Source organism: Pseudomonas sp. UBA7500 (assembly GCF_002478435.1).
Classification (GTDB): domain Bacteria; phylum Pseudomonadota; class Gammaproteobacteria; order Pseudomonadales; family Pseudomonadaceae; genus Aquipseudomonas; species Aquipseudomonas palmensis.
In genome coordinates, this window is sequence record NZ_DLNW01000001.1 from 186618 (window position 1) to 213593 (window position 26976).

Annotated in this window: 23 protein-coding genes, 3 tRNA genes and 1 riboswitch; of the genes, 16 read left to right on the plus strand and 10 right to left on the minus strand. The window is 63.1% G+C overall.

The window, feature by feature from the left end:
* Positions 1-47: 47 nt before the first annotated feature.
* The 4 genes from B4I46_RS00805 to folD all read right to left on the minus strand — a co-directional run bounded on the left by B4I46_RS00805 (position 48) and on the right by folD (position 4661).
* Complete coding sequence (locus B4I46_RS00805; protein ID WP_043864508.1) at positions 48-974, minus strand: ABC transporter substrate-binding protein; 927 nt, start codon at positions 972-974, stop codon at positions 48-50.
* The gene (locus B4I46_RS00810) at positions 971-1312 is read right to left on the minus strand and encodes a (2Fe-2S) ferredoxin domain-containing protein (protein ID WP_043864507.1); all 342 of its coding nucleotides are present in this window, start codon (positions 1310-1312) and stop codon (positions 971-973) included. The genes B4I46_RS00805 and B4I46_RS00810 overlap by 4 nt, the downstream gene beginning before the upstream one ends.
* 98 nt (positions 1313-1410) lie before the next feature.
* Positions 1411-3345, minus strand: a complete 1935-nt coding sequence (locus B4I46_RS00815; protein WP_054915293.1) for a TonB-dependent receptor plug domain-containing protein — start codon at positions 3343-3345, stop codon at positions 1411-1413.
* Between the two features lie 121 nt (positions 3346-3466).
* A riboswitch (cobalamin riboswitch) is annotated at positions 3467-3669 on the minus strand.
* A 137-nt stretch (positions 3670-3806) separates the two neighbouring features.
* Positions 3807-4661, minus strand: a complete 855-nt coding sequence (gene folD, locus B4I46_RS00820) for a bifunctional methylenetetrahydrofolate dehydrogenase/methenyltetrahydrofolate cyclohydrolase FolD (RefSeq protein ID WP_054915292.1) — start codon at positions 4659-4661, stop codon at positions 3807-3809.
* Positions 4662-4946: 285 nt separating this feature from the next.
* On the opposite strand from folD, the gene B4I46_RS00825 reads away from it, so the two are divergent.
* From B4I46_RS00825 to B4I46_RS00835, 3 genes are all read left to right on the plus strand, one after another.
* Positions 4947-5023, plus strand: a tRNA-Arg gene (locus B4I46_RS00825).
* A gap of 41 nt (positions 5024-5064) precedes the next feature.
* Positions 5065-5140 (plus strand) — tRNA-His (locus tag B4I46_RS00830).
* Positions 5141-5193: 53 nt separating this feature from the next.
* Positions 5194-5278 (plus strand) — tRNA-Leu (locus B4I46_RS00835).
* A 99-nt stretch (positions 5279-5377) separates the two neighbouring features.
* Here B4I46_RS00835 and B4I46_RS00840 read toward each other — a convergent pair.
* Together B4I46_RS00840 and B4I46_RS00845 are read right to left on the minus strand one after the other, a co-directional pair.
* Positions 5378-5770 carry a RidA family protein gene (locus B4I46_RS00840; protein ID WP_274096690.1) on the minus strand — a complete coding sequence of 131 codons (393 nt, stop codon included), beginning with the start codon at positions 5768-5770 and terminating at the stop codon, positions 5378-5380.
* 100 nt (positions 5771-5870) lie between these two features.
* Complete coding sequence (locus B4I46_RS00845) at positions 5871-6056, minus strand: hypothetical protein (RefSeq protein ID WP_054915290.1); 186 nt, start codon at positions 6054-6056, stop codon at positions 5871-5873.
* 268 nt (positions 6057-6324) lie between these two features.
* Here B4I46_RS00845 and B4I46_RS00850 point away from each other — a divergent pair, with 268 nt between their 5' ends.
* Genes B4I46_RS00850 through B4I46_RS00875 form a run of 6 tightly spaced genes read left to right on the plus strand, consistent with a single transcriptional unit; the run spans position 6325 to position 13261 of the window.
* Complete coding sequence (locus B4I46_RS00850; protein WP_286898079.1) at positions 6325-8733, plus strand: TonB-dependent receptor; 2409 nt, start codon at positions 6325-6327, stop codon at positions 8731-8733.
* Between the two features lie 17 nt (positions 8734-8750).
* Complete coding sequence (locus tag B4I46_RS00855) at positions 8751-9683, plus strand: ChaN family lipoprotein (RefSeq protein WP_286898081.1); 933 nt, start codon at positions 8751-8753, stop codon at positions 9681-9683.
* A 28-nt stretch (positions 9684-9711) separates the two neighbouring features.
* Entirely contained in the window at positions 9712-10656 is a 945-nt protein-coding gene (locus B4I46_RS00860; protein WP_088515232.1) for a ChuX/HutX family heme-like substrate-binding protein, read from the plus strand.
* Positions 10657-10706: 50 nt separating this feature from the next.
* Positions 10707-11489 carry a heme/hemin ABC transporter substrate-binding protein gene (locus tag B4I46_RS00865; protein WP_286898085.1) on the plus strand — a complete coding sequence of 261 codons (783 nt, stop codon included), beginning with the start codon at positions 10707-10709 and terminating at the stop codon, positions 11487-11489.
* Positions 11486-12496 carry a FecCD family ABC transporter permease gene (locus B4I46_RS00870; protein WP_054915286.1) on the plus strand — a complete coding sequence of 337 codons (1011 nt, stop codon included), beginning with the start codon at positions 11486-11488 and terminating at the stop codon, positions 12494-12496. The genes B4I46_RS00865 and B4I46_RS00870 overlap by 4 nt, the downstream gene beginning before the upstream one ends.
* Positions 12497-13261, plus strand: coding sequence for an ATP-binding cassette domain-containing protein (locus tag B4I46_RS00875; RefSeq protein ID WP_058541308.1), 765 nt, complete (start codon positions 12497-12499; stop codon positions 13259-13261).
* Between the two features lie 13 nt (positions 13262-13274).
* Here B4I46_RS00875 and B4I46_RS00880 read toward each other — a convergent pair whose 3' ends face one another.
* The 3 genes from B4I46_RS00880 to B4I46_RS00890 form a co-directional block, all read right to left on the minus strand.
* Positions 13275-14222: a FecR domain-containing protein gene (locus B4I46_RS00880; protein ID WP_043864498.1), complete on the minus strand. Its 948-nt coding sequence runs from the start codon at positions 14220-14222 to the stop codon at positions 13275-13277.
* Positions 14219-14737, minus strand: coding sequence for a sigma-70 family RNA polymerase sigma factor (locus B4I46_RS00885; RefSeq protein ID WP_043864497.1), 519 nt, complete (start codon positions 14735-14737; stop codon positions 14219-14221). Before B4I46_RS00885 ends, B4I46_RS00880 begins: the two co-directional genes overlap by 4 nt.
* 149 nt (positions 14738-14886) lie before the next feature.
* Positions 14887-16716, minus strand: coding sequence for an SLC13 family permease (locus B4I46_RS00890; protein WP_100633184.1), 1830 nt, complete (start codon positions 16714-16716; stop codon positions 14887-14889).
* Positions 16717-16942: 226 nt separating this feature from the next.
* Between B4I46_RS00890 and B4I46_RS00895 the strand changes: the two genes are divergently transcribed.
* From B4I46_RS00895 to B4I46_RS00925, 7 genes are all read left to right on the plus strand, one after another.
* Positions 16943-17248 carry a DUF6388 family protein gene (locus tag B4I46_RS00895; protein ID WP_229589432.1) on the plus strand — a complete coding sequence of 102 codons (306 nt, stop codon included), beginning with the start codon at positions 16943-16945 and terminating at the stop codon, positions 17246-17248.
* 263 nt (positions 17249-17511) lie between these two features.
* On the plus strand, positions 17512-18822 hold the full coding sequence (gene tig / locus B4I46_RS00900; RefSeq protein WP_043864494.1) for a trigger factor: 1311 nt from the start codon (positions 17512-17514) through the stop codon (positions 18820-18822).
* Between the two features lie 91 nt (positions 18823-18913).
* On the plus strand, positions 18914-19549 hold the full coding sequence (clpP, locus tag B4I46_RS00905; protein WP_043864493.1) for an ATP-dependent Clp endopeptidase proteolytic subunit ClpP: 636 nt from the start codon (positions 18914-18916) through the stop codon (positions 19547-19549).
* 105 nt (positions 19550-19654) lie between these two features.
* Complete coding sequence (gene clpX / locus B4I46_RS00910) at positions 19655-20938, plus strand: ATP-dependent Clp protease ATP-binding subunit ClpX (RefSeq protein WP_043864492.1); 1284 nt, start codon at positions 19655-19657, stop codon at positions 20936-20938.
* Between the two features lie 152 nt (positions 20939-21090).
* Positions 21091-23487, plus strand: a complete 2397-nt coding sequence (gene lon / locus B4I46_RS00915) for an endopeptidase La (RefSeq protein ID WP_043864491.1) — start codon at positions 21091-21093, stop codon at positions 23485-23487.
* Between the two features lie 146 nt (positions 23488-23633).
* The gene (locus B4I46_RS00920) at positions 23634-23906 is read left to right on the plus strand and encodes an HU family DNA-binding protein (protein WP_003183171.1); all 273 of its coding nucleotides are present in this window, start codon (positions 23634-23636) and stop codon (positions 23904-23906) included.
* Positions 23907-24102: 196 nt separating this feature from the next.
* Positions 24103-25974: a SurA N-terminal domain-containing protein gene (locus B4I46_RS00925; RefSeq protein ID WP_054915281.1), complete on the plus strand. Its 1872-nt coding sequence runs from the start codon at positions 24103-24105 to the stop codon at positions 25972-25974.
* Between the two features lie 195 nt (positions 25975-26169).
* Here B4I46_RS00925 and fabI read toward each other — a convergent pair whose 3' ends face one another.
* Positions 26170-26964: an enoyl-ACP reductase FabI gene (fabI, locus tag B4I46_RS00930; protein ID WP_043864489.1), complete on the minus strand. Its 795-nt coding sequence runs from the start codon at positions 26962-26964 to the stop codon at positions 26170-26172.
* Between the last annotated feature and the right edge of the window lie 12 nt (positions 26965-26976).

Consider the following 26976-nt stretch of genomic DNA (forward strand, 5'->3'; position numbering starts at 1 on the left):
GGGAAAGCTGAAAAGCGGGGTATTGCAGCGTAATCGGCTGTGCCGGTTCAGGGCAGGTGCTCGGCCATGTCACGCAACTGGTTGGCCAGCGCGACGGCAGCACGGGCGCTGTGTTCGCCTGCCACCAGGTGCGTGAAGGGCAGGTCGATCAGCCGGCCCTCGCGCACCGCACGCAACTTCGAGAGGGCCGGGTGGTTGTGCAGGTACTCGCGCTTGCGCCGGGCCGGCGACCAGACGGCGTCGGCCAGGATGATCACGTCCGGGTCGCGTTGCAGCAGGGTTTCGGGGTCGACGGTCACGCGGTGCAGGTCGACGTCGGCGAACAGGTTGCGCCCACCGGCAACCTGGATCAGTTGGGTGATGAAGCCGCGGCTGCCCTCGCTGTCGAGGCCCTGGTGCTCGCTGTCCAGGTAGAACACCGAAAGCGGGGCATGCTGCGCGGCGAGCTGGCGGGCGCGGTCCAGGTCTGCTCGTTGCTGCGCGATCAGCCGAGCGGCCTGGGGTTCGCGCTGCAGCAGCTTGCCCAGGCTGCGCAGGTCGTCTTCGATGGCCGCGAAACCGGAGGCCGGGCGCGGGTCGCAGGCGTTCTCCAGCAGATAGCTGCCGATGCCATTGCGGGTCAGGTGGGTACGGGCGCCCACGCCATCGCGAAAGGCGCTGGCGAAACCGCCGACCACCAGGTCGTAGCGCTGGGCATAGAACACCTCCGGCGAGGGATACAGCCGCGACAGCAGGGGCACGCCGCGGTAGCGCCGGGAGGCCAGCGCCTCGGGGTCGTCATCGATGTAGCTCACCGCAACCAGCGACGGGCCGACCTGCAGGGCCAGCAGCAGGTCGGCGGCATGCTGGTTGAGCGCCAGGATGCGCTGCGGCGGGGCGTGCGGCAGGGTCCAGTCCTGGCCGCAGTTACGGTAGGTCTGGGCGTGGGCCGTGGTGCCGAGCAGGCACAACAGCAGGCAGAGCAGGCGCGTCATGGGGTATCACCATTGAGCAGCAGTGCGCTGACCGGGGTACCTGCGACCAGGTGCTCGCGCACCAGGCGGCGGGCATCGTCGGCGCTGGCGATGCGGTACCAGCAGCGCTCGGGGTAGACGGTGGCGACCGGGCCCAGGTTGCACGGGAACTGGCAGTGGGTGCGGGTCAGCAGCACGCCGTCGGCGGTTTCCATGCGCTGGGCGGCGAGCAGTTCGTTGCGCACCACTTTCCACACCTGCTGCGCGCCGCGCTGGGTGCAGCGCGGGCCGGTGCACAGCATCACGTGGCGGGCGTGGGCGGGAATGTGCGACCACTCGGGTTTGCTGGGGATGGGCATGGGCTTGTCCTTGAGTCCGTGGTGCGGCTTTCGCGGGTCAAGCCCGCTCCCACAGGCTCATCTGTCACCTGTGGGAGCGGGATTGACCCGCGCTGCTTCTAGAAGCTGTAGGTGTAACGCACTTCGCTGGTGAACGGCCTTCCCAGGTTCTGCACCTTGCGCGCGCCGCTGTCCATGCTGGTGGTGTAGTCGCGGTCCAGCAGGTTCTCCAGCAGCAGGCTCAGGCGATGCTGGCGGGCGCCGTCCAGGTAGCGGTAGGCATCGGCGTCCACCACGGTGTAATGCCCGTAGTCCACATCCCGCGGGCTTTTTACCGTGCCGATGTAGCGCACCGCCGCGCCTGCGCCCCACATTCGGTCACCCGACTCGTACCCCAGCCGGCTGCGTGCAAAGAACCCGGGAATGTTGTTGAGGGTGGCGCCGTTGCGCGACTCGCTCAGGTTGCGCGTCATGTCTGCCGCCAGCTGCCAGCGGTCACTGAGCTGGAACTGCCCGTTGACCTCGACGCCGCGCACCTGGATCTCGCCATCGCCGTTGACCCATTGTGCATCCACGATGGTGATCAGGTCCTCGATGCGCCGGGTGAACAGCGTACCGCTCAGGCTGTAAGGCTGGCCCTGGATCAGGCCGGTGTAGTCCAGGCCCAGTTCGGCATTGCGGCTCTTCTCCGGCTTGAGGTTGGGGTTGCCCATCTCGTCGCCCGGTTCGTTGACGTACAGTTGCTCGGCGTTGGGCAGCTTGTAGGCGGTGCCGAACTGGCCGCGCAGCTTGAGCTGGTCGGTCAGGTCGTAGAGCGAGGTGAGCATGCCCACCGTGGCACTGTCACCGCCGCTCAGGTGCTCGCGGCGCACGCCGATGCTGGGGTGCCAGTCAGGCAGGGCGTCGATGACAGGGCGCAGCTGCACATACAGCGCATGGGCCTCGGCCTGGTTGTTATCGATCTTGAGCACGTCGTCCTTGCCCTTGAACCACTGGTTGTCGGTACCGAACACCAGGGTGTGCTCGCCGGGGAGCACGGCCTTGCCTTCGGCCTGCATGCCCCAGTCGCTGAAGCCCCAGTAGTCGTCGTGGTTGAGGGTGCGGGTGCTGCCGTCGGTGTTGTTGTAGATGCGGGTGTAGCGCGTATCCCAATCGTTCATGTGGCCTTTGACGAAGTAGCTGAAGTCGGGGTTCAGGCGCTGCTCGAAGGTGGCCGTGGCGATCTGCTGCACGCGGTCGTTGGTGGTACGGCGGTTGGCGTCCGGGCGCAGGAAGTCCAGGTTGGCGGCGCTGTACTGGTAGAACAGCTCCAGGCGGCTGTCATCGCCCAGGCTTTGTGCGGCCTTGGCGCCGAAGGTGTTGACCTCGTAGCTGCGCTTCTTGTCGCTGACCGTCGAGGTGATCTGGCTGCTGTGGTAGGGCTGGTAGCCCTCGGACACGTTGTGGCTGACGTAGGCCAACAGCCCCAGGTCGCCCAGGCCGTTGCTGAAGATGCGCTCGATACGGGCATCGCCGTTGCGCCCCATGAAGCTGTCGACGCCCAGGTTGACCTGGCCCGAGGGGTCGCGGCTATGGGCCGAACGGGTGACGATGTTGATGACCCCGGCCACGGCCTGGGTGCCGAACAGCAGGCTCTGGCCGCCCTTGAGTACCTCGATGCGCTCGATGGCGGCGGCGGGCAGGGTGTCTATATAGATGCCGCCGTAGAGACGGTTGTTCAGGCGCACCCCGTCGAGCATGATCAGCGTGTCGTCGTTGCGCCCCCCCAGCAGCGAATAGGTGCCATAGTCGAACGGCCCCTGCTTGGGCGCCACATACAGGCCGGGCACGAACATCTGCAGCACGCGGGTGATGTCGGCGCTGGGGCCGGCGCGCTCGATCTGTTCGCGGTCCACGACCTCCACCTTGCTGCCATAGCGCGCCATCTCGGCCACCGTGGTGGACTCCACCGAGGGTGCGGAGACGATCTGCTGGTCGAGGGTCAGGGGTTCGCTGGCCGCCAGGGCCGGGCTGCCGATCAGGCAACCGATCAGGGTAAAACGACGTGTCTTCATCTACTTCTCGAAAAAGGATTTTTCGGGAAGCGCACAGGAGGGTTCCGGCGAACGCGCGCCAGAATACCGGCTCGTGCCCGCCCACCGCAGGTTTGCCAAAATGACTGAACGCATCCTTTCAACAGTCGTGGGTTTGCAGGCCGGTCTCCGGGCTTGCGAGGCTCGAAGTCATCCGCCTTCCCATGCGTTGCGCACAGTGGCCTGTTGGATGCTTCACTCGCTTACCGTTGCGGGGGCAGCGCCGGACTAGTCATGCAAGACGCACCGGCTTCCCGTTTCACCTGCTGCACGGCGGCAGCAGGCACCTGAAACTGGGCCGCATCTGACCATTGTCATGACCGTTCGTCAACCTGACGGCCTTTGCTGACGAGCATGCGTTTGTTCCAGGCCAAAAAAAACGGCACCTTCTCAGGTGCCGTTCCTTTAGTGGCTAGCGCCGCTGGAACTTAAATCCAGCGGGGTCAACCGTGCAGCTCTTCGGCCGCATACAAGGTGTTCTCCAGCAGGCACGCCCGGGTCATCGGCCCGACGCCGCCTGGCACCGGAGTGATCCAGCCGGCGCGGGGCAGGGCGGTCTCGTAGACCACGTCGCCCACCAGCTTGCCGTCTTCCTGGCGGTTGATGCCCACGTCGATGACGATGGCGCCTTCCTTGATCCATTCACCCTTGACCAGCCCCGGCTTGCCGGCAGCCACCACCACCAGGTCGGCGCGACCGACGTGGCCGGCCAGGTCCTTGGTGAAGCGGTGGGTCACGGTCACGGTGCAGCCGGCCAGCAGCAGCTCCATGGCCATGGGGCGGCCGACGATGTTCGAGGCGCCCACTACCACCGCATTCATGCCGTACAGGTCCTGACCGGTGCTGTGCAGCAGGGTCATGATGCCTTTGGGGGTGCACGGGCGCAGCAGCGGGATGCGCTGGGCCAGGCGGCCTACGTTATAAGGGTGGAAACCGTCCACGTCCTTGTCGGGGCGAATACGCTCGAGCAGCAGCGAGGCATCCAGGTGCGCCGGCAGTGGCAGTTGCAGCAGGATGCCGTCGATGTCGGCGTCTTCATTTAGGCGGTCGATCAGGTCGGTCAGCGCCTGCTGGGTGGTGTCGCTGGGCAGGTCATAGGCCTGGGAGTTGAAGCCGACCTCTTCACAGTCTTTACGCTTGTGCGAAACATAGACTTGGGAGGCGGGGTCGCTGCCTACCAGGATCACTGCCAGGCCGGGGGTGCGCAGGCCTTGCTCGCGACGTTGCGCGACACGTTGGGCGATCTGCTGGCGCAGGCTGGCGGCGATCGCCTTGCCGTCGATAAGTTGTGCAGTCATGACGCGTGATTAACCATCGAGAGGGAATAAAAAGAGCGCGCATTCTCGCATGACCGGGGCGCAGGGCAAAGGCGCTTGGTCTGGCAATTCCCCTAACCCCTTAAATAAAATGAATTTTTTTCAAAAAGGTGTTGACGACTTTGCCGCTCGTCTATAACATTCATCGCACTTGTCGGGCAGAGCCTAGCACTGGTTAGCAAGGTCAGGCAGAATAAGTGGTTTTGATAGCTTGTTCGGTATGACTAAAAGTTAATTTGTAATCCTAACAGAAAGCAGATTAAATATGCGCCCGTAGCTCAGCTGGATAGAGCATCCGCCTTCTAAGCGGATGGTCGCAGGTTCGAGTCCTGCCGGGTGCGCCAATACAGGCAGCTGGCACAAGTAAAAGCAGTAAAGCAATATGGTGGGCGTAGCTCAGTTGGTAGAGCACAGGATTGTGACTCCTGTTGTCGTGGGTTCGATCCCCATCGTCCACCCCATATTCTAAAAGGCGCCCGATGAAAATCCGGCGCCTTTGCTTTAAAAGCTCCACGCGGACGTGGTGAAATTGGTAGACACACTGGATTTAGGTTCCAGCGGCGCAAGCTGTAAGAGTTCGAGTCTCTTCGTCCGCACCATAGATGCTTTCACCGCCCTTCGCTGAAGTGCGTTGAAGCCCGGAACAAGCCGCCTTGAGCGGCTTTTTTCGTTTCTGGGCTTCTACTCCTTACCCGCACCTACCGCTGCACCGCAATGCACTTGATCTCCACCAGCAACCCTGGTCGGGCGAGTTCGCTGACGCCTATGCAGGTCCATGCGCAGGTGCCCCTTGGAAAGACCTTGTCCTTCACGCTCCTGAACAGCGGCATATGGCGTTGCATGTCGATGTGATAGGTCGTCATTTCGACCACGTCGTCAAACCCGCAACCGCCCGCCGCGAGCACGAGGCGAAGGTTTTCCCAGGCCGCCAGAAACTGCTGCTCCGGGTCTTCAATCACCTCCAGCTCCGGCGTTCGACCCACCTGCCCGGCGCAGTACAGGGTGCTGCCCACCTTTACCGCGGGGGCATAACCAGCACGCTCGCAAAGCAATTTCATCTCGTCGGGGACGATAATCTGGTGATCAGTCATGGGGCAGGGTCCAGGGGAGTAGGGCTATCAAGCGACGCGCCACTCTATAGAACAGAAAAGCCACCTATCAAGGTGGCTTTCGCGTTTCAGTGCCCTCGCGTCAATGCCTGGTCGCCTTGGGCCCACCTACCGGTGACAACTCAAGCTCCAGTCGAACGATGTTGAGGATTCTGGTGAGTGGAGCGGCTTGCTCCGCCTCCCCCAGTGCGAGGAGGTGATCGCGTTGTTCGCGAATTCTGCTGAGGCTCTCGTCGAGCTGCGCAGCGGCCAATCGGTATTTTTCCATGTGCGGTTCCTTTATCACGGCCTCCCTGCCACTCGAGTCGGCCGTTCCGTGTGGGGGTGCTGTGGCACCGTTCGTCAACGGAAGGCCCTGCAAGCATAGCGTCCTTTGCGCCGTAGGCGCGTGAACACCACGGGCAGAACTGTTCCAACATTTATCCGCGCGCATGCTGATGAATGATTTTAAAAATAATACTGATTTTCATTTCCCCTTTTGGCTGCCTCACGTGACCTCTATTGCAAGACCATTGCAACGTTCCAGGGAGCTTCACGTGAAACGCATCGCGCCGACCGTAAATCCAGGCCAGCAGCCCGACAGGCACCGTGTTTTCAAGGCGGCGCAGGGCGCGCTTACTGTGCTGGCGCTTGCCGTCAGTGGTGCCAGCGTTGCAATGGCGGCGCCCATGGAGGCGCCCACCGCTCAGCACGCAGCTGTACGCAAGCATTACCAGATTGCGGCAGGCCCGCTGGCGCCCGCACTCAATCAGTTGGCGGGCGCCACCGGCGTGATGCTGACCTTTGCCCCGGAGCTGACCGACAAGCGCCAGACCCAGGGCCTGGATGGCGAGTACAACCGCAAGGAAGCCTTCGACCTGCTGCTGATGGGTACCGGGCTGCGCATCGTGCAGCTCAAGGACAAGAGCTTCGTGCTGCGCGCCGAGGAACAGAGCCGCAGCGCGCTGGAGGTGGGCCCCACGCTGGTCAACGCACTGGGCGAGCGCCCGGGCGTGATCCGCAGCAGCCGCGAAGTGCACGCCGAACGCCAGGACCTCAACAGCCTGGTGCGTTCCATGCCCGGTACCTACACCCTGCATTCACGCAGCCAGCCCGGGGTTTCGGTGAACATCCGCGGGCTGTCGGGCCTGGGGCGGGTCAACACCATGATCGACGGCGTGACCCAGACCTTCCGCAACAACGCCGGTCACGGTTCGGGCGGGCCGATGGCCTTCGTCGACCCCAACCTGCTGGCCGGTGTCGATGTGCAGCGCGGCGCGGTGGACGGCGCCGAAGGTGCCAATACCCTGGGGGGCACCGCCAACTTCCGCACCTTCGATATCGACGACATCGTCAAGCCTGATCACCGCGTGGGTGTGCGCAGCACCTACCGCACCGGCAACAACGGTTACGGCAACACGCGCATGCTCGCCGCTGGCGCACGAACCCGTCCCGAGGATAGCGAAGGCGTGTACGGCATCGTCGCCGCCGCCAGCAGTTCGCAAACCGGCGAATACAAGACCAGCTCCGGCCAGGAAAACCACTACGACACCACCAAGCAGAGCCCGCCCTCGGGCCTGCTCAAGGTGCGCCTGCAGCCCAACGACCTGCACCGCCTGGACCTCAGCGGCGTGCAGTACCGCAACGAGTTCTACCACAACTACCCATGGGAACTGCGCAACGAAACCTACCGCGCCAAGTACGCCTACACGCCCTACAACGAATGGGTGAACCTGACGGTAAACGCCTACCAGAACAAGACCCAGCTCGATTACCCGCCGGTGGAGGAATCCACCTTCATCGGCCGCAAGACCCACGACGATGCCCACGGTTTCGACTTCACCAACCTCAGCCGTTTCAACCTCGGCCCGGTGGAAGCGAGCTGGAGCAACGGCATGCGCTACTACACCGACGACTTCGTTGCCGACACGCCGGAAAAACGCGGGGCCAACCCCGAAGGCAAGCAGCAGACCGAAAGCCTGTTCAGTACCCTGGAGCTGGACTACGACATCTATGCCATGACCCTGGGCATGCACTACGACGGCTACAAGGTCAGCGGCCACGTGCCCAAGTGCTCGATTTTGCGCGAGTGCGCGGCTATCGGCGGGGGCGATGTGGACATCACCCGCCGCGAGCACAGCTTCAACCCGCGTATCGGCTTTGCCGTAAAGCCCTATGACTGGATGCAGCTCTATACCAGCTGGTCGCGCACCTCGCGTGCACCGCGGGTGCAGGAGATGTTCTTCGAGAAGGTACCGATGACCGCCGACGCCAGCGATGCCGACGGCGTGGGGGCCAACCCCTACCTGCGCCAGGAGCGCTCCACCAACTACGAGTTCGGCTTCAATCTCAGTCGCGCCGGGCTGTTCAGCAGCAACGACTACGCCCAGCTCAAGGTCAACCGCTTCATCAGCAAGATCGACGGCTATATCACCCCGCAGTCGTTCGACATCGTCGATGACGACGGCGAATACTCGGCCAAGGCCAACTGGGTCAACTGGCCCGAGCAGGTGCGCATGAGCGGCTACGAGATCGAGGGCCGCTACGACGCAGGCTTCGTCTACGCCAATCTCTCCTGGACCCGCGCCACCACCAAGGCGCCGACCACCTCGGGCATCGAACTCGAAGACATCAACAGCCAGCCCGACCGCTACTGGACCCTCGACCTGGGCACGCGCTGGTTCGACGAGCGCGTGGTGCTCGGCGCCCGCGGCGAGTACTCCGGCCCTGCCGAAGAAAGCTGGGACTGGTACGAAACCAGGAAGACACAGTCCACCGGCGTGATCTGGGACCTTTACGGCAGCTGGCAGGTGCAGCAGAACGTCAGCCTGTTCTTCAACGTCGAGAACGTGGAGAACAAGACCTACAGCTACAACGCCTCGGTGGACTCGATCATGTCCGCCTCACTGGACCGCGGTACCGGGCGTGGGCGTACCACCTCGTTCGGCGTCACGTTCGAATACTGACCCCACAGGACCCTCTCATGTACACGAACTGCCTGCTTGGGGCATGCCTTGCCCTGCTCGTCGGCTGCGCCACGGTCAATACGCCGCCGGCCCAGACCGCCTATGCCCGTGTCGAAGCCAACATCCCCGGCTGGGGCGCGATCGTGGATGTGCGCAGCGGCCAGCAGATCGATGCCGGGCAATTGCTCGACGTACTGGCGCAAGCCCCCACGGTGATGGTGGGGGAGACCCACGACAACGTGGCTCATCACCTGATCGAGCAGTGGCTGGCCACCGGCCTGGCCGAGCGGCGCCAGCAAGGCGCCGTGGTGCTCGAGATGCTCGATAGCGATCAGCAGCGCCCGGTTGGCGATGTGCAGGCGTGGCTGGGCGCAGGCAACCGCGTGCGGCTGGCGCGTCTGCGCAAGATCATGCAGTGGGATGAGCGCTGGAGCTGGGAGCAATACGGCCCGTTGATGCAGGCACTGATGCAGGCCCCGGCCCCGGTGCTGGCCGGCAACCTGTCTCCCCGCGAACGCAAGCAGGTGGCAGCCGACGCGCCTGCGGATGCGGCCAGCCTGTTTCCGCAAGCGGCAATCGCCGAGGTGCAACGTCAGCGCATCGTGCAGATGCACTGTGGCGAGATCGACCTGCCGCGACTGAACGCCATGCTCGCCATTCAGCACGGTCGCGACCGGCGCATGGCCCAGGTGCTCGACGCCGCGCCGGCCCCGCGCCTGTTGTTCGCCGGTGTGCTGCACACCCTCAAGTCCCAGGGCGCGCCCCAGTACCTCAGGCATGGCGCGCGCGATCCCGGTTTGAAGGTGCTGGTGCTGGGGGAGGAGGGCCAGGCCCCAGCCGTGCAGGATGCCGACTTCGTGTGGCTGCTGCCCAGCCAGGACGGCGACGGTGTTGCGCTTGCCCCGGCGGCTGCCAGCTGCGACGCACCCTTGCAGCCAGCCCTTCACTGAACCTTTTCTGCTCACAAGGAATCCCCACATGCCTGCTATTACTGCCAGCGACCTCCGCCAACGCCTTGGGCAAGACTGCCTCAGCCTCGCCCTGCCTGCCGCCGAAGTGGCGGCCCGTCTGTATCACCTTGGCCCGCTGAGGGTCATGACCCAGGCCAGTCATGCATTCCTCGACCAGGTGGGGCGCTTCCCACGGTCGGACGATGTTGCCCAGGTCGGTCTGGTGCTTGGCGAAGATGGCCTGGACCTGCGCCTGAACCTGCGCGCCTGGCACTGGCTGTGCCTCACCCGTGGCCAGGCCGCTGGTGATTTCGAGCTGCGGGTGTTCGACCGGCATGCCGCGCCGCTGTTGCGCCTGGCGTCGCTACCCGGCTCGAACCTGCAGGCGTGGGCCGAGCTGTATGCCCAGGGCAGCCTGGAGCAGCCGCACTTCACACCGCGCGAGGCGCTGGTCAAACAAGATGTACAGGTCGCCGGGCTGGTCGACGACTGGGCGGCGATGGGGGATGTGCATGACCACTTCGCGCTGCTCAAGCGTCATGGCCTGACCCGCTATCAGGGCAACCAGGGCGTGGCCCCGCAGTTTGCCCGGCGTATCGGCAGCGCGGGCACTGCGGCGCTGCTCGGGCAACTGGCCGACAGCGGGCTGGAACTGATGGTCTTCATCTATAGCCCCGGCTCCACGCAGATCTACACCGGCAAGCTCGACAGCGCCACGCGGCAGGGCGACAGCCTGGTGTTCGACATGCCGGGTGACGGTGACGCCGCACCAACCCGTTTCGGCATACGTGACACCGTCGAAGCCGAAGCCTGGCGCGTGTACAAACCCAATGCCGTAGGCGGGGTCAACAGCCTGGAGATCTTCGATGCCGAGCAGCGCCTGATCGTGCAACTGTTCGGGCGTCGCCCTGCCGGGCAGCCCGAACAGCCAGCCTGGCGCGAGTTGCTCGATCGGTTGGAGGCGGGGCAATGAGCGCTCGGCTGCTGAGTGTGTGCCTGCTTCTTTTAATAGGTACAGCGCCCGTGCATGCCGATCATGCCGACACATTGGTCATCGGCAACGACCTGGCCGAGATTGCCGCGCAGTTGCAGGCCACTTCGCGGTTGGTGGGGCGTGACGATTCCAGTCACTACCCACCCGAAGTGGCTCGCTTGCCGTCGGTGGGCTATCTGCGCCAGTTGTCGTCCGAAGGCATCCTGAGCCTGCATCCGCGGCGGGTGGTGCTCAGCGATGCGGCGCGTCCGGCCGTGGTGCTGCGCCAGCTGGATACCGTGGGCGTCGAGGTCATCGAAGTGCCCAGGGGCAAGCGCATCGCCGATATCCCACGCAAGATAGAACAGGTGGCCAAGGCCTTCGACCGTGAAACCCTGAGCCCGCCGCTGGTTGCAGAGCAGCAACGTCTGGCCGCCGAGCTGGCTGCACTGGCGCCGCTCAAGGGCCCCAGGGCGCTGTTCATCTTCAATCGAGCGGGCATGATCCCGCTGATCATGGGGCGCGGCACCGAAGCCCATGCCGCACTGGAGCAGGCGGGCATCGAGAACTGCGCGCCGTTCAGTGCCTACAAGCAGGTGGCGGCCGAAGCGATGGTGTCGCTTGCACCGGATTTCGTGATCATCAGCCGCGCCGGGTTGCAGGCCCTGGGCGGCGAGGACAACCTGTGGAAGCTCGGCGGCCTGGCGCTGACCCCGGCCGGTCAGCACCGGCGCCTGGTGCAGGTGGACGATCAGGCGCTGCTCAACCTGGGCCCACGCACCGTGGCGGCCATGCTGCAACTGCGCCGTGATGCCGGGGCGCTGTTCCCATGACGCGCTCGCACACCCGCTCATTGCCGACGCTGTTGCTGATGCTGGCCGGCCTGTGCGCCTTGCTGGCGCTGTGTTCGCTGGTGGGCAGCATCGGCCTGTCGCCGCGCATCCTGCTGGGCCATCTGCCCGCGCCGCTGGAATGGCAAGTGTGGAGCGAGGTACGCCTGCCGCGGCTGCTGCTGGCGGTGCTGGTGGGCTCGACCCTGGCAGCAGGCGGCACCGCCATGCAGGGGCTGTTTCGCAACCCGCTGGCCGACCCCACGCTGCTGGGCCAGGCCAGCGGTGCGGGGTTGGCGGTGTCGATCTGGATCGTGCTGTTCAATGGGCGTTTTGCCGGCCTGGAGCTGTATGGGCAGTTTCTGGCCGGGTTTGTCGGGGCGTTGTTGGTAACGCTGGTGATCTTCCGCATCGGGCGCGGCTACAAAGGTCGTGAATCGACCATCACCCTGCTGTTGGCCGGCCTGGTGATCAATACCCTGACCGGCGCGGTGGGCGGCATGCTGACCTTCATGGCCAGCGAAGAACAGTTGCGCCAATTGAGCCTGTGGGGCATGGGCAGCCTGGGCAGTGCCGAGTGGTCGACCCTGAGCGTAGCGCTGGTGGTGTTGCCGTTGACCTTGCTGGTGCTGGTGCGCAGCGCCGCCGACCTAGACCTGTTCCAGTTGGGTGAGGTGTCTGCCCATGCGGCGGGGCTCAATGCCGAGCGCCTGAAAAATCGCATTGTGCTGGCCTCCTCGCTGGGCGTGGGCCTGTGCGTCGCACTCACTGGCATCATCGGCTTCATCGGCCTGCTGGTGCCGCACTGCCTGCGCCTGTACTTCGGGCCGGGCCACCGTCTGCTGATTCCGGCCTCGATGCTGTGCGGGGCGATTCTGCTGCTACTTGCCGACACCCTGGCGCGCAGCCTGGTCAGCCCTGCCGAGATTCCGGTCGGCCTGGTCACCAGCGTGATCGGCGGGCCGTACTTTCTCTGGTTGTTGCTGGGCCGCAAGGTCCGGGAGTTCTGAATGCTCGATCTTCTCGCTGTCGGCCTGCATCGGCCATTTGCCCTCAGCCCGGTCACCGAGGCCATACAGGGCGGCCAGCTACTGGGGCTGATCGGCCCCAACGGCGCAGGCAAAAGCACATTGTTGTCGCTGATCTCCGGCTATATCACGCCCGACTGCGGCGAAGTGCGGCTGCTCGATCAGCCGTTGAGCGCCTATTCACCGCGCCAGCTGGCGCGCAACCGTGCCCTGGTCACCCAGCACATGGACAGTGCGTTCGACTGGCAGGTCGGCGAATTCATCCAGCTGGGCCAGGGGCATGCGGGGTTGCCGTGCGCCGGCATCGTCGAGGCCATGGACATCACTCATCTGCTTGACCGCGGCGTGCTGTCGCTGTCGGGCGGCGAGTTGCAGCGGGTGACCATCGCCCGCGCGCTGAACCAGTTGGCCATCAGCCCTGCGGGCCCCACCGAGGGCCAGGCGCCGCGCCTGCTGCTGCTCGACGAGCCCACCAGCGCGCTGGATATCGGCCAGCAGCAGAATCTGATGCGCCTGTTGCGCCGGCTGGCCCGCGTGCCACATATCGCGGTGGTGTGCGTGCTGCATGACCTCAACCTGGCGGCGCGCTACTGCGACCGGCTGTGGCTGATGGAAAAGGGCCGGTTGTGCGCCAGCGGGACGCCCGCACAGGTACTGAATGCACATACCATCGAGACGGTGTTCGGGGCTCAGGTCAGTGTAACGGCGGGGCCCGGGCACGCGGTGGGCATCGAGCTGGCGTGCTGAGTGGCCAGTTCCCTCAGCGGGCGCTGACTGTGACCCAGTAGCGTGAGCGCCGGTTGATGCTGACCGGCAGCGACTGGGTCAGCGCGTCGAGTACCGCATCGCTGTCGGCCAGCGGGTAGACCCCCGAGATGCGCAGGTCGGCCACTTCACTGGTGCAGCGCAACAGGCCGGGGCGATAGCGCGACAGTTCGGCGATGAAGTGCCCCAGGCGCATGTCGTCGGCCTCCAGTGCGCCTACGCCCCATGAAGGCTCGCGGCCCACCCGGGTGCTGTCGTCGATGCGCACGGCAGTAAAGCGTGTGCGCTCACCTGCACTGAGCCGCTGCGGCGTGGTGTGCAGCGGGCTGAGTTTCAGCGCGCCTTCGAACAGTTGCACATCGGTGCGCTCGGGCTGCACCTGCACCACGAACCGGGTGCCCAGCGCGAGGACGCTGCCCTGGGCGGTCTTCACGCTGAAGGGGCGCTGCGCGTCATCATGCCCGGTATTGATCAGCAGCCGCCCACTGCGCAGGTGCACGGTGCGCTGGGTGGAAGTGAAGTCCACCTCCACCGTGCTGTCGGCATCCAGGGTCAGTTGGCTGCCATCTGCCAGGGTGATGTGTCGAGGGGCGCTGGCGCCATTGTGGTAGGCCAGGCCCGCACCGCTGCGCCAGGGCTCGCGGTAGGCCAGGCCGCCGGTGCCGCCGGCCAGGGCAAGCAGCAGCAATGCCTTGACCACCCGCCGACGACTGCCGCCGCCGTGGCTGAGGCTGCGGTAGCCGGCGGTGGGTTCCAGCCCGGCCAGGCGACCGCGCAGGCTTTCTATATGCAGCCAGGCGCGTTCGTTGTCCGGGTCGGCGGCGCGCCAGCGTGCAAAGGCCTGGGCCTGCTCGGGCGGCAGGTCGCCGTCCATCCACAGGGTCAGCCAGTGGGCAGCCTCACGGGTGGTGCGGGGCTTGAAGGCCGGTTGCGGTGTGCTCATGGCAGCTGCGCAAAAAAACAGTGCTGGTTGGCGCGCACCAGGTACAGCTTCACCGAGCGTGTGCTGACTTGCAGGCGCTCGGCGATCTCGGCGATTTTCAGACCCTGCAGGTGCGACAGCAGAAACGCTTCGCGGACCTTCGCCGGCAGCTCGTCGAGCAGCCTGTCCAGCAGGGTCAGGGCTTCAAGGGCCAGGGTGCGCACCTCGGGCGAGGGCTCCACGGCTTCGGGCAGGTTGGCCAGGGCTTCGAGATAGGCCTGCTCCACCAGTCGGCGCCGGTGTACGTTCGCCATCAGGCGCCGCGCCACGGTGGACAGGAACGAGCGCGGCTCGCGGATGCTGAACAGGTCCTTGGAGGCCAGGATGCTCAGGAACGTGTCCTGGGCCAGGTCAGCCGCCGACTCCGGGCAACCCATTCGGTTGCGCAGCCATTGGCGTAGCCAGCGATGGTGATCGGTGTACAGCGTCTGCAGGTACGCATGGGCGCTGGCAGGGGCGTGTGGGCTGGATTCCATCGAGTGCGATCGGTGCAGGGCTGATGAGGCTGCGGAGTATAACGAGATTATTTCTCAAATGATAATTGTTATTGTTATTGTTAGTGGGTTGTGGCCGCCAAACCGGCTCCTGCAGGAGCCGGCATGGCCGGCGAAGGCAGCACCGCCGTCTACAGAGCAAAAATCCACGGCACCATCACCACGCTCACAATCATCACCAGGATCGTGAACGGTACCCCCACCTTCACAAAGTCGGCGAAGCGATACTGCCCCGGCCCCAGCACCAGGGTGTTCACCGGCGACGACACCGGCGTCATGAACGCGGCGGATGCGGCCAGCGCCACGATCATGGCGAACGGGTAGGGCGATGCGCCCAGTTGCTGTGCGGTGGTGATCGCAACCGGCGCCATCAGTACCGCTGTTGCGGTGTTGGAAATGAACAGCCCGATCAACGCCGTGATCGCAAACAGCGTGGCGAGGATCACGTAGGGCCCGGCACCGCCCAGCACGCCCACCAGGCCGTCCACCGCCAGGGCGATGCCTCCGGTTTTCTGCAACGCCAGGGCAAAGGGCAGCATGCCCACGATCAGTATCAGGCTCTGCCAGTGGATCGCCCGGTAGGCGCTCTCCATGTCGATGCAGCGGCTGGCGCCCATCAGCAGGCAGCCGATCAGCGCGGCGATCACGTTGGGCACCAGGCCGCTGATCATCAGGCCCACCATCACCGCCAGGCTGATCAGCGCATAAGGCGCCTGATTCAGGGCCGGGGCCACGTTGTCCACTTCCGCCGGCAGGCTCAGCACCAGAAAGTCTCGCGGTTGCGTCTGCAGCTGGCGAATCGCCTTCCAGGTGCCGATCACCAGCAGGGTGTCGCCCAGCTTGAGCTTTTCTTCCACCAGTTGCTCGTCGATGGCCGCCTGGTCGCGACGCAGGCCCACCACGTTCAGCCCCCAGCGGCTGCGGAACGTCAGCTCCAGCAGGTTCTTGCCGATCAACTGCGAGCCCGGTGGCAGCGCCACTTCGGCCATGCCCACTTCGCGCGACTGGTCGATGAAGTAGGCGGCCTTGAAGTGCAGAGGCTCCAGGCGCATGGTCTGGCACAGGCTGCGCAGGTCGTCCTTGGGCGAGAACAGGTCAAGCAGCAGCACGTCGCCTTCGTGCACCAGGGTACTGGAGTCGGGGCTGATCACGCGGGTGCTGAACTTGTGCTGGCGCTCGATGCCGACCACGTTGGCACCGTGCTCGGTGCGCAGCTTCAGCTCGCTCAGGCTGTGGCCGATCAGCGGCGAATGGGGCCTGACCCGCAGGCGTCGTTCACGCCCGGCCAGCTTGTAGTCGATGATCAGGTCGAGCAGGGTGCGGCGGGTTTCGGTGCTGCCGTCCTTGCGCGTCGCGCTGCCCAGCCAGTTGCGCGTCAGCAGCATGTAGCCCACCCCCAGCACCAGGATCACCAGGCCGAAAGGGGTGAAGCTGAAAAAGCTGAAACCGGTTTCACCGTGGCGTACCAGCTCGCTGTGCACCACCACGTTGGGAGGCGTGGCCACCAGGCTGAGCATGCCGCTGATCAGCCCGGCGAAGGCCAGTGGCATCATCAGGCGGCTGGGCGACACCTTCATGCGTGCGGCGATGCTCAGTACTACCGGGATGAAGATCGCCACCACGCCGGTCGAACTCATCACCGAGCCCAGGCCTGCCACCGACACCATCAGCAGCACGATCAGGCGAGTTTCGCTGTTGCCGGCGCGTTCGGCCATCCACTCGCCGATGCGGTAGGCGATGCCGGTGCGCACCAGCCCTTCGCCGATCACGAACAGCGCGGCAATCAGCACCACGTTGGGGTCGCTGAAGCCGGCCAGGGCTTCCTGCACGCTCAGGATGCCGAGCAGGGGCAGGGCGACGATCACCAGCAGCGCGACCACGTCCATGCGCGGGCGATTGATGACAAACAGCGCGACGGCGCTGAACAGCAGGCCAAGGACCCAGAACAATTCGTGATTCATGCAGGTATCCGAAAAGAAGACGCCGGTGAGTCTGGCAGAAACCGGGCGGCCGTTTGTTGATTTGCTGCAGCGCTTGGGTGGCACAGGGCCGGATGTTAAGGTGCGCGGCATTCTGCTGTTCACCTGTCGCCGATGTCACCCTGGCTAGTGACAAATAAGCCAAAGCTGATAGATTTCAGGCGGTTGAAGCAGTGGCCGGGTTATCGGCCGCAGGAAGGAATGCACCATGATTGCAAAAGAATCACGCCAGGCGGTCGCGCTAGAGCGATTTGCCCAGGCAAACCCGCAGTTGCTCGAAGAGATAGCCGGGCTCAATGCCCACGAGCAACAGCAGCAGATCCAGTGGGCGTTCGATGACCAGGCGCAGGAGCGTGGCCTTCAATCCTGGGAATTGACCCTGGAGTTGATTGCCGAGTCGCCCGAACAACTGCGCGAGATGCGTCTTGAAGTGCACCGCGAAGTGGCCGAGACATTGGGCCTGAGCTGGCAGGAATACTGCGAGTTCAACGAAATTGAAGATGCTGCGCCCTGAGGCGCGGTAGTGTGTTGAAAAGTTTCTGTTCCATAGCCTCCTCTGGGCATCGGGATGCCCGCCGGTCAGGCCGCAACGCCTTCAACGGCGGGTTCCGGCGCCCAGGCAAGAGGCTTCGGGGCAGTTGTGCGAAATTCAAATGTGCCGCGGCCTGTTCTCCTTGATTTGAACGGGGTGACTTCTGGTGTTTGAGTCACTAGAATGCTTGCCCTTGATTCTGGAGTCGGTATCGCCGGCTAACGTCTGTGCAACGAGGAATATCCATGCAAGTTTCTGTTGAAAATACTTCCGCTCTCGAGCGCCGCATGAGCGTCACCGTGCCGGCTGAGCGTATCGAGAGCCAGGTCAACAAGCGTCTGCAGCAGACCGCCCAAAAGGCCAAGATCGCTGGCTTCCGTCCAGGCAAAGTTCCAATGAGCGAAATCAAGCGCCGTTTCGGTGCTGACGCTCGCCAGGAAGCAGTAGGCGATGTGATCCAGTCCTCCTTCTACGAAGCCGTGGTCGAGCAGAAGCTGAACCCGGCCGGTTCGCCGTCGATCGAGCCGAAGTCGCTCGAAGCGGGCAAGGACCTGGAATACGTTGCCGTCTTCGAAGTGTTCCCTGAGTTCACCGTTGCCGGTTTCGAGTCGATCAACGTCGAGCGCCTGAGCGCCGAAGTGGCTGACGCCGATCTGGACAACATGCTGGAAGTGCTGCGCAAGCAGAACGTTCGCTTTGAAGCGACCGACCGTGCTGCCCAGAACGAAGACCAGCTGAACATCGATTTCGTCGGCAAGGTCGACGGTGAAGTGTTCGCCGGTGGTTCGGCCCAGGGCACCCAGCTGGTGCTGGGGTCCGGCCGCATGATCCCAGGCTTCGAAGAAGGTCTGGTCGGCGCCAAGGCCGGTGAAGAGCGCGTTCTGAACCTGACCTTCCCCGAGGACTATCAGAACCTGGACCTGGCTGGCAAAGCCGCCGAGTTCACCGTTACCGTCAACAGCGTTTCCGAGCCAAAACTGCCTGAGCTGACCGAAGAGTTCTTCGCCCAGTTCGGCATCAAGGAAACCGGCATCGAAGGCTTCCGCACCGAAGTTCGCAAGAACATGGAGCGTGAACTGCGCCAGGCCATCAAGACCAAGGTCAAGAACCAGGTAATGGACGGCCTGCTGGCTGCCAACCCGATCGAAGTGCCAAAGGCCCTGCTGGAAAACGAAGTGAACCGTCTGCGCGTGCAGGCCGTTCAGCAGTTCGGTGGCAACATCAAGCCTGAGCAACTGCCGGCCGAGCTGTTCGAAGAGCAAGCCAAGCGCCGCGTCGTGCTGGGTCTGATCGTCGCCGAAGTGGTCAAGCAGTTCGACCTCAAGCCAGACGAAGACCGCGTTCGCGAAATGATCCAGGAAATGGCCTCGGCCTACCAGGAGCCTGAGCAAGTCGTGGCCTGGTACTACAAGAACGACCAGCAGCTGAACGAAGTCCGTTCGGTTGTGCTGGAAGAACAAGTTGTGGATACTGTTCTGCAGAAAGCGACTGTGACCGACAAATCGGTCTCTTACGAAGAAGCTGTCAAGCCGGTGCAGGCACCTGCCGCTGACTGATTTCCTTCTCTTGTAGGAAAACACCACAAGCCAGCCTTCGAGCTGGCTTGTGCGTATTCAAGACATGACTATTTGGGAGTGAGTGCAGGACATGTCCCGCAATTCTTATTATCAGCAGAGCTCTGACATCCAGGCCGCAGGCGGCCTGGTCCCGATGGTTATCGAGCAATCCGCTCGTGGCGAACGCGCCTATGACATCTACTCGCGCCTGTTGAAGGAGCGGGTGATCTTTCTGGTCGGCCCGGTAGAGGACTACATGGCCAACCTGATCGCAGCGCAATTGCTGTTCCTTGAAGCGGAAAACCCGGACAAGGACATCCATCTCTACATCAACTCGCCGGGTGGTTCGGTGACAGCAGGCATGTCGATCTACGACACCATGCAGTTCATCAAGCCCGACGTTTCCACCACCTGCATCGGTCAGGCGTGCTCCATGGGCGCGTTCCTGCTGGCTGCCGGTGCCCATGGCAAGCGTTTCTGCCTGCCGAACTCGCGGGTGATGATTCACCAGCCGCTGGGTGGCTTCCAGGGTCAGGCCTCGGATATCGAGATCCACGCCAAGGAAATCCTGCAGATCCGTTCGCGTCTGAACGAGCTGCTGGCCCATCACACCGGGCAGGACCTCGAAACCATCGAGCGTGACACCAACCGCGACAACTTCATGAGCGCCGAGCGTGCTGCCGAATACGGCCTGATCGACTCGGTGCTCCACAAGCGGCCTGTTTGATAGGCAGCCAAGCGGGTGGGCGGGCCCTCCCGCCACCTGTGGACTTGAAAAAGCCCGCAATTGCCTTCATCTTGTGTTGCAAGCCTACCGGATTGGATCGATCGAATGACTGACACCCGTAACGGCGAGGACAACGGCAAATTGCTCTATTGCTCCTTCTGCGGCAAAAGCCAGCATGAAGTACGCAAGTTGATTGCCGGCCCCTCGGTCTTTATCTGCGACGAGTGCGTCGACCTGTGCAACGACATCATCCGTGAGGAGGTGCAGGAAGCCCAGGCCGAGAGCAGCGCGCATAAATTGCCTTCGCCGAAAGAAATCAGCGGCATCCTGGACCAGTACGTCATTGGTCAGGAGCGCGCGAAAAAAGTCTTGGCCGTAGCGGTGTACAACCACTACAAGCGCCTGAACCAACGTGACAAGAAGAACGACGATGTCGAGCTCGGCAAGAGCAACATCCTGCTGATCGGACCGACGGGCTCGGGTAAGACCCTGCTCGCCGAAACCCTCGCGCGTCTGTTGAATGTGCCGTTCACCATTGCCGATGCCACCACGCTGACCGAAGCGGGTTATGTCGGTGAAGATGTCGAGAACATCATTCAGAAACTGCTGCAGAAGTGCGACTACGACGTGGAAAAGGCCCAGATGGGCATTGTCTACATCGACGAAATCGACAAGATCTCGCGCAAGTCGGACAACCCGTCCATCACCCGTGACGTTTCGGGCGAAGGCGTGCAGCAGGCATTGCTCAAGCTGATCGAGGGCACGGTTGCCTCGGTACCGCCGCAAGGTGGCCGCAAGCACCCGCAGCAGGAGTTCCTGCAGGTCGATACGCGCAACATCCTGTTCATTTGCGGCGGTGCGTTCTCGGGCCTCGAAAAGGTCATCCAGAACCGTTCCACCCGCGGTGGCATCGGCTTTGGTGCGGAAGTTCGCAGCAAGGAAGAAGGCAAGAAGGTTGGCGAGTCGCTGCGTGAAGTCGAGCCGGACGATCTGGTCAAGTTTGGCCTGATTCCCGAGTTCGTCGGCCGCCTGCCGGTACTGGCAACCCTCGACGAGCTCGACGAGGCTGCGCTGATGCAGATCCTCACCGAGCCGAAGAACGCCTTGACCAAGCAATACGGCAAGCTGTTCGAGATGGAAGGCGTCGACCTGGAGTTCCGCAGCGATGCGCTCAAGTCGGTGGCCCGCAAGGCACTGGAGCGCAAGACCGGTGCCCGTGGCCTGCGTTCGATACTCGAAGGCATCCTGCTCGACACCATGTACGAGATTCCTTCGCAGAAGGATGTCAGCAAGGTGGTGATCGACGAGAGCGTCATCGATGGCTCGTCCAAGCCGCTGTTGATCTACGAGAACAGCGAGCCGCAAGCCAAGGCTGCACCCGACGCCTGAGTCGGGTGACGGCAGCAAACCAGCAAGGGGCCTACGGGCCCCTTTGCTTTTCCTGTCGCAGAGCTTGTTTTTTTGCGGGCCTGCCCCCACATTAACTCCATGCTCAAATTTCCATCGGATTACGGCCATAAGGCCGCTGTAGAGGCGAAATCATGAAGACAACCCTCGACTTGCCTCTTTTGCCATTGCGCGATGTCGTCGTTTACCCGCACATGGTCATCCCGCTGTTCGTGGGGCGTGAAAAGTCCATCGAGGCCCTCGAGGCCGCGATGACGGGCGAGAAGCAGATCCTCCTGCTGGCCCAGAAGAATCCAGCTGATGACGATCCAGGTGAAGATGCCCTGTACCGTGTCGGCACCATCGCAACCGTACTGCAACTGCTCAAACTGCCCGATGGCACCGTCAAGGTGCTGGTCGAGGGCGAGCAGCGCGGTGCGGTTGAGCGCTTTGTCGAAGTCGACGGGCATATTCGCGCCGATGTGGCGCTGATCGACGAAGTCGAGGCCGCCGATCGCGAGTCCGAAGTCTTCGTGCGCAGCCTGCTGTCGCAATTCGAACAGTATGTGCAGCTGGGCAAGAAGGTCCCCGCTGAAGTCCTCTCTTCGCTCAACAGCATCGACGAGCCGGGCCGCCTGGTCGACACCATGGCCGCCCACATGGCCCTGAAGATCGAGCAGAAGCAGGAAATTCTCGAAATCATCGACCTGGGCGCCCGGGTCGAGCACGTCCTGGCCTTGCTGGATGCCGAAATCGACCTGTTGCAGGTCGAGAAGCGCATCCGTGGTCGGGTCAAGAAGCAGATGGAGCGCAGCCAGCGCGAGTACTACCTGAATGAGCAGATGAAGGCCATTCAGAAAGAGCTCGGCGACAGCGACGAAGGCCACAACGAAGTCGAAGAGCTGAAAAAGCGCCTCGACGCTGCCGGCCTGCCCAAGGATGCCTACGCCAAGGCCCAGGCCGAGCTGAACAAGCTCAAGCAGATGTCGCCGATGTCGGCTGAAGCCACCGTGGTGCGCTCGTACCTCGACTGGCTGGTGCAGGTGCCGTGGAAGGCGCAGAGCAAGGTGCGCCTTGACCTGGCCAAGGCCGAAGAGATCCTGGATGCCGACCACTATGGCCTGGACGAGGTCAAGGAACGCATCCTCGAATACCTCGCCGTGCAAAAGCGCGTGAAGAAGATCCGCGGCCCGGTACTGTGCCTGGTCGGCCCGCCGGGGGTAGGCAAGACCTCCCTGGCCGAGTCCATTGCCAGCGCCACCAATCGCAAGTTCGTGCGCATGGCCCTGGGTGGCGTGCGTGACGAGGCAGAAATTCGCGGTCACCGCCGTACCTACATCGGTTCGATGCCAGGTCGCCTGATCCAGAAGATGACCAAGGTGGGTGTGCGCAACCCGCTGTTCCTGCTCGATGAAATCGACAAGATGGGCAGCGACATGCGTGGCGACCCGGCCTCGGCACTGCTCGAAGTGCTCGACCCCGAGCAGAACCACAACTTCAACGATCACTATCTGGAGGTCGATTACGACCTGTCGGACGTGATGTTCCTGTGCACCTCCAACTCGATGAATATCCCGCCGGCGCTGCTCGACCGGATGGAAGTGATTCGTCTGCCGGGGTACACCGAAGACGAGAAGATCAACATTGCGGTCAAGTACCTCTCGCCCAAGCAGATCAAGGCCAACGGCCTGAAGAAGGGCGAGCTGGAGATCGACACTGCCGCCATCCGCGACATCATCCGCTACTACACCCGCGAAGCCGGTGTGCGGGGCCTGGAGCGCCAGATCGCCAAGATCTGCCGCAAGGTCGTCAAGGAACATGCCGGGCTCAAGCAGGTGGCCGTCAAGGTCGATGGTGACAACCTCGAGCATTACCTGGGCGTTCGCAAGTTCCGCTACGGCCTGGCCGAGCAGCAGGACCAGGTAGGGCAGGTAACCGGCCTGGCGTGGACCCAGGTGGGCGGCGAGCTGCTGACCATCGAGGCCGCGGTGATTCCGGGCAAGGGTCAACTGATCAAGACCGGCTCGCTGGGCGATGTGATGGTCGAGTCGATCACTGCCGCGCAGACCGTGGTGCGCAGCCGTGCACGCAGCCTGGGGATCCCGGCCGACTTCCACGAGAAGCGCGACACCCACATTCACATGCCGGAAGGGGCTACCCCCAAGGACGGCCCAAGCGCTGGCATCGGCATGTGCACTGCACTGGTGTCGGCCCTGACCGGGATTCCGGTGCGCGCCGATGTGGCCATGACCGGGGAAATCACCCTGCGTGGCCAGGTGCTGGCCATTGGCGGTTTGAAGGAAAAACTGCTGGCAGCACACCGCGGCGGGATCAAGACCGTGATCATTCCAGAAGAGAATGTGCGCGACCTGAAGGAAATTCCTGACAATATTAAACAGGATCTTCAGATTAAACCTGTCAAATGGATTGACGAAGTCCTCCAAATTGCGCTGCAATACGCCCCGGAGCCCTTGCCAGATGTGGCTCCCGAGATTGTCGCCAAGGATGAAAAGCGCGACAGCGATTCCAAGGAACGAATCAGTACCCATTAGTACGTATTTGGCTGGGGGGCCTCCACGACGTTAATTCGGGCCCTTGTTATAAAGCGGCGCCCACTTGTCGGTGGGCCACCCGGCAATCGTTTTGCTTTTCATTACATACTTAGAAACAAACTCAAATAGAGATAAGGGGACTTAGAGTGAACAAGTCGGAACTGATTGACGCTATTGCCGCATCTGCTGATATCCCGAAAGCTGCTGCCGGCCGTGCGCTGGACGCAGTCATCGAATCCGTCACCGGCGCCCTGAAAGCCGGTGATTCCGTGGTGCTGGTCGGTTTCGGTACCTTCTCGGTAACCGATCGTCCTGCCCGTACCGGTCGCAACCCGCAAACCGGCAAGACTCTGGAAATTCCTGCTGCCAAGAAGCCAGGCTTCAAGGCCGGCAAAGCACTGAAAGAAGCCGTCAACTAAGGCGTCTCTTTCAGGCTTCGCCTAACCGGGTCGGGTTTCGCCTGGCCTGGTAGCGCAGCACGGGGAATCGCAAAAACAGATTCCCGTGTGCTTCGCCAGTTACGAGAAGGCGCATCCTCGGATGCGCCTTTCTTCTATCAGGACTCTACCCACGCTCCGCGGTTGTTTATTTAGTACGGCCGTTTCTGGGGGACGCATGCTTCAAAATATCAGGGACAATTCACAAGGTTGGATTGCCAAGACCATCATCGGTGTCATCGTGGCCTTGATGGCGCTGACCGGCTTCGATGCCATCTTCCAGGCCACCACCCATAGCCAGGACGCTGCCAAGGTCAATGGCGACACCATCAGCCAGAATGAGCTGAGCCAGGCTGTCGACATGCAACGTCGGCAACTGATGCAACAGCTGGGCAAGGATTTCGACGCCTCCCTGCTGGATGAAAAAATGCTGCGTGAAGCAGCACTCAAGGGCCTTATCGAGCGCAAGCTGCTGCTCCAGGGCGCCAAGGATGCCAAGTTCAGCTTCTCCGAGGCCGCGCTTGACCAGGTCATCCTGCAAACGCCGGAGTTCCAGGTTGACGGCAAGTTCAGCCCCGAGCGTTTCGACCAGGTGATTCGTCAGCTGGGCTACGGTCGCCTGCAGTTCCGCGACATGCTGGCGCAGGAAATGCTGATCGGCCAACTGCGTGCTGGCCTGGCCGGCAGCGGTTTTGTTACCGATTCGCAGGTCGAGGCATTTGCCCGCCTGGAGAAGCAGACCCGTGATTTCGCTTCGCTGACCTTCAAGGCCGACCCGGCCGCGGTCAAGGTCACCGACGAAGAGATCAAGGCGCACTACGACGAGCACGCCAAGGAGTTCATGAGCCCCGATCAGGTGGTCATCGACTACATCGAGCTGAAGAAGGCCGCGTTCTTCGACCAGGTCAAGGTCGACGACGAGGCGCTCCAGGCGCTGTACCAGAAGGAAATCGCCAACCTGGCCGAGCAGCGCCATGCCGCGCACATCCTCATCGAAGTCAACGACAAGCTTGACGATGCCCAGGCCAAGGCCCGCATCGAAGAGATCAAGCAGCGTCTGGACAAAGGCGAAGACTTTGCCAAGCTGGCCAAGGAGTTCTCCCAGGACCCGGGCTCTGCCGCCACGGGTGGTGACCTGGGCTATGCCGGCCAGGGCGTCTACGACCCGGCCTTCGAAGAGGCGCTGTATGCGCTGAACAAGGGCCAGGTATCGGCGCCGGTGCGTACCGACTTCGGTTGGCACCTGATCAAGCTGCTGGATGTGCAGGCACCTGAAGTGCCGACCTTCGCCAGCCTGAAAGACAAGCTGACCCGCGAGCTCAAGACCCAGCAGGTCGAACAGCGCTTCGTCGAAGTGACCAAGCAGCTGGAGGACTCGGCGTTCGAAGCCTCCGACCTGGCCCAGCCGGCCCAGGAGCTTGGCCTGAAGCTGAACACCTCGGCGCCGTTCGGTCGTGAAGGTGGCGATGGCATCACGGCCAACCGTGCGGTGATCCAGGCGGCGTTCAGCCCGGAAGTGCTGGAAGAGGGTGCCAACAGCACCGCCATCGAGCTGGACCCGGAGACGGTCGTGGTCATCCGTGTCAAGGAGCACCGCAAGCCTGAGCAACTGCCGCTGGAAGTGGTGAGCGACAGCATTCGCAAGCACCTGGCCAGGGAGCACGCCAGTGCGGCGGCCAAGGCCAAGGGCGAGGCGCTGATCGCCGGCCTGCGCGACGGCAAGGTCGAACTGGCAGCTAGCCAGGAAGGCCAGAGCTGGAAGGTCCAGGAAGCGGTCACACGCAACCAGGAGGCCATCGACCCGGCCGAGCTGCAGGCGGTGTTCCGCATGAGCAAGCCGCAAGCCAAGGACAAGCCGACCTTCGGTAGCGTCACCTTGAACGACGGCAGCTTTGTGGTCCTGCGCCTGAACGGCGTCAACGAAGGTGCTGCGGCAAGTGACGAAGAGAAGGCGGCCTACCGTCGCTTCCTGGCGTCGCGTGCTGGCCAGCAGGACTTCGCTGCGTACCGCAAGCAGTTGGAAGAGAAGGCGGACATCACCCGTTACTGAGTGATGCTGCTGTAAACGGAAAGGGCCGCTGATGCGGCCCTTTCTGTTTTTGTGTTGGTTGTACGGGGGCGTTCGCCGGCAAGGCCGGCTCCTACAGGGATCGCAACCTCTTCAGGAGCCGGCCTTGCCGGCGAATGGCCAGATCCCGGACAAAAGAAAAGGCCGCATCAGCGGCCTTTTCCCATCCTGCCAACCTTACTCGGTAAGGTCGCCCATGGCGGTAGTGTTGAAGCCACCGTCCACGTACATGATTTCACCGCTCACGCCCGACGCCAGGTCCGAGCAGAGGAACGCGCCGGCGTTGCCGACTTCGTCGATGGTGACGTTGCGACGCAGCGGGGTCTGCGCTTCGTTGGCGTCCAGCATCTTGCGGAAGTTCTTGATACCCGAGGCTGCCAGGGTACGGATCGGGCCGGCCGAAACAGCGTTCACACGAGTGCCTTCCGGGCCCAGGCTGCGCGCCAGGTAGCGCACGCCGGCTTCCAGGCTGGCCTTGGCCATGCCCATCACGTTGTAGTTGGGCATGGTGCGCTCGGCGCCCAGGTACGACAGGGTCAGCAGGCTGCCATTGCGGCCCTTCATCATGTCGCGACCGGCCTTGGCCAGGGCCACGAAGCTGTAGGCGCTGATGTCGTGGGCAATGCGGAAGCCATCACGGGTGGTGGCCTGGGTGAAGTCGCCGTCGAGCTGGTCGCCCGGCGCGAAGCCTACGGAGTGCACGATGCAGTCCAGGCCGTCCCACTTCTTGCTCAGTTCTTCGAAGACCTTGGCGATTTCTTCATCGCTGGCAACGTCACAGGGGAAGCACAGCTCAGGGCTGGAGCCCCAGCCAGCGGCGAACTCTTCGACGCGGCCCTTGAGCTTTTCGTTCTGGTAGGTGAAGGCAAGTTCTGCACCCTCGCGATGCATGGCGGCAGCGATGCCGGATGCGATGGACAGTTTGCTTGCGACACCGACGATCAGTACGCGCTTACCGGCGAGAAAACCCATGTGTTGTTCCTC

What these genes read in the sequence shown, in the direction of transcription:
- B4I46_RS00845 (WP_054915290.1), bottom strand. Translation starts at nt 6,056, where the DNA reads ATGGAAAAATACCGATTGGCCGCTGCGCAGCTCGACGAGAGCCTCAGC.
- B4I46_RS00895 (WP_229589432.1), top strand. Translation starts at nt 16,943, where the DNA reads ATGATTGCAAAAGAATCACGCCAGGCGGTCGCGCTAGAGCGATTTGCC.
- B4I46_RS00885 (WP_043864497.1), bottom strand. Translation starts at nt 14,737, where the DNA reads ATGGAATCCAGCCCACACGCCCCTGCCAGCGCCCATGCGTACCTGCAG.
- B4I46_RS00810 (WP_043864507.1), bottom strand. Translation starts at nt 1,312, where the DNA reads ATGCCCATCCCCAGCAAACCCGAGTGGTCGCACATTCCCGCCCACGCC.
- tig (WP_043864494.1), top strand. Translation starts at nt 17,512, where the DNA reads ATGCAAGTTTCTGTTGAAAATACTTCCGCTCTCGAGCGCCGCATGAGC.
- lon (WP_043864491.1), top strand. Translation starts at nt 21,091, where the DNA reads ATGAAGACAACCCTCGACTTGCCTCTTTTGCCATTGCGCGATGTCGTC.
- B4I46_RS00875 (WP_058541308.1), top strand. Translation starts at nt 12,497, where the DNA reads ATGCTCGATCTTCTCGCTGTCGGCCTGCATCGGCCATTTGCCCTCAGC.
- B4I46_RS00860 (WP_088515232.1), top strand. Translation starts at nt 9,712, where the DNA reads ATGCCTGCTATTACTGCCAGCGACCTCCGCCAACGCCTTGGGCAAGAC.
- folD (WP_054915292.1), bottom strand. Translation starts at nt 4,661, where the DNA reads ATGACTGCACAACTTATCGACGGCAAGGCGATCGCCGCCAGCCTGCGC.
- B4I46_RS00925 (WP_054915281.1), top strand. Translation starts at nt 24,103, where the DNA reads ATGCTTCAAAATATCAGGGACAATTCACAAGGTTGGATTGCCAAGACC.
- B4I46_RS00855 (WP_286898081.1), top strand. Translation starts at nt 8,751, where the DNA reads ATGTACACGAACTGCCTGCTTGGGGCATGCCTTGCCCTGCTCGTCGGC.
- clpX (WP_043864492.1), top strand. Translation starts at nt 19,655, where the DNA reads ATGACTGACACCCGTAACGGCGAGGACAACGGCAAATTGCTCTATTGC.
- fabI (WP_043864489.1), bottom strand. Translation starts at nt 26,964, where the DNA reads ATGGGTTTTCTCGCCGGTAAGCGCGTACTGATCGTCGGTGTCGCAAGC.
- B4I46_RS00870 (WP_054915286.1), top strand. Translation starts at nt 11,486, where the DNA reads ATGACGCGCTCGCACACCCGCTCATTGCCGACGCTGTTGCTGATGCTG.
- B4I46_RS00880 (WP_043864498.1), bottom strand. Translation starts at nt 14,222, where the DNA reads ATGAGCACACCGCAACCGGCCTTCAAGCCCCGCACCACCCGTGAGGCT.
- B4I46_RS00805 (WP_043864508.1), bottom strand. Translation starts at nt 974, where the DNA reads ATGACGCGCCTGCTCTGCCTGCTGTTGTGCCTGCTCGGCACCACGGCC.
- B4I46_RS00815 (WP_054915293.1), bottom strand. Translation starts at nt 3,345, where the DNA reads ATGAAGACACGTCGTTTTACCCTGATCGGTTGCCTGATCGGCAGCCCG.
- clpP (WP_043864493.1), top strand. Translation starts at nt 18,914, where the DNA reads ATGTCCCGCAATTCTTATTATCAGCAGAGCTCTGACATCCAGGCCGCA.
- B4I46_RS00890 (WP_100633184.1), bottom strand. Translation starts at nt 16,716, where the DNA reads ATGAATCACGAATTGTTCTGGGTCCTTGGCCTGCTGTTCAGCGCCGTC.
- B4I46_RS00840 (WP_274096690.1), bottom strand. Translation starts at nt 5,770, where the DNA reads ATGACTGATCACCAGATTATCGTCCCCGACGAGATGAAATTGCTTTGC.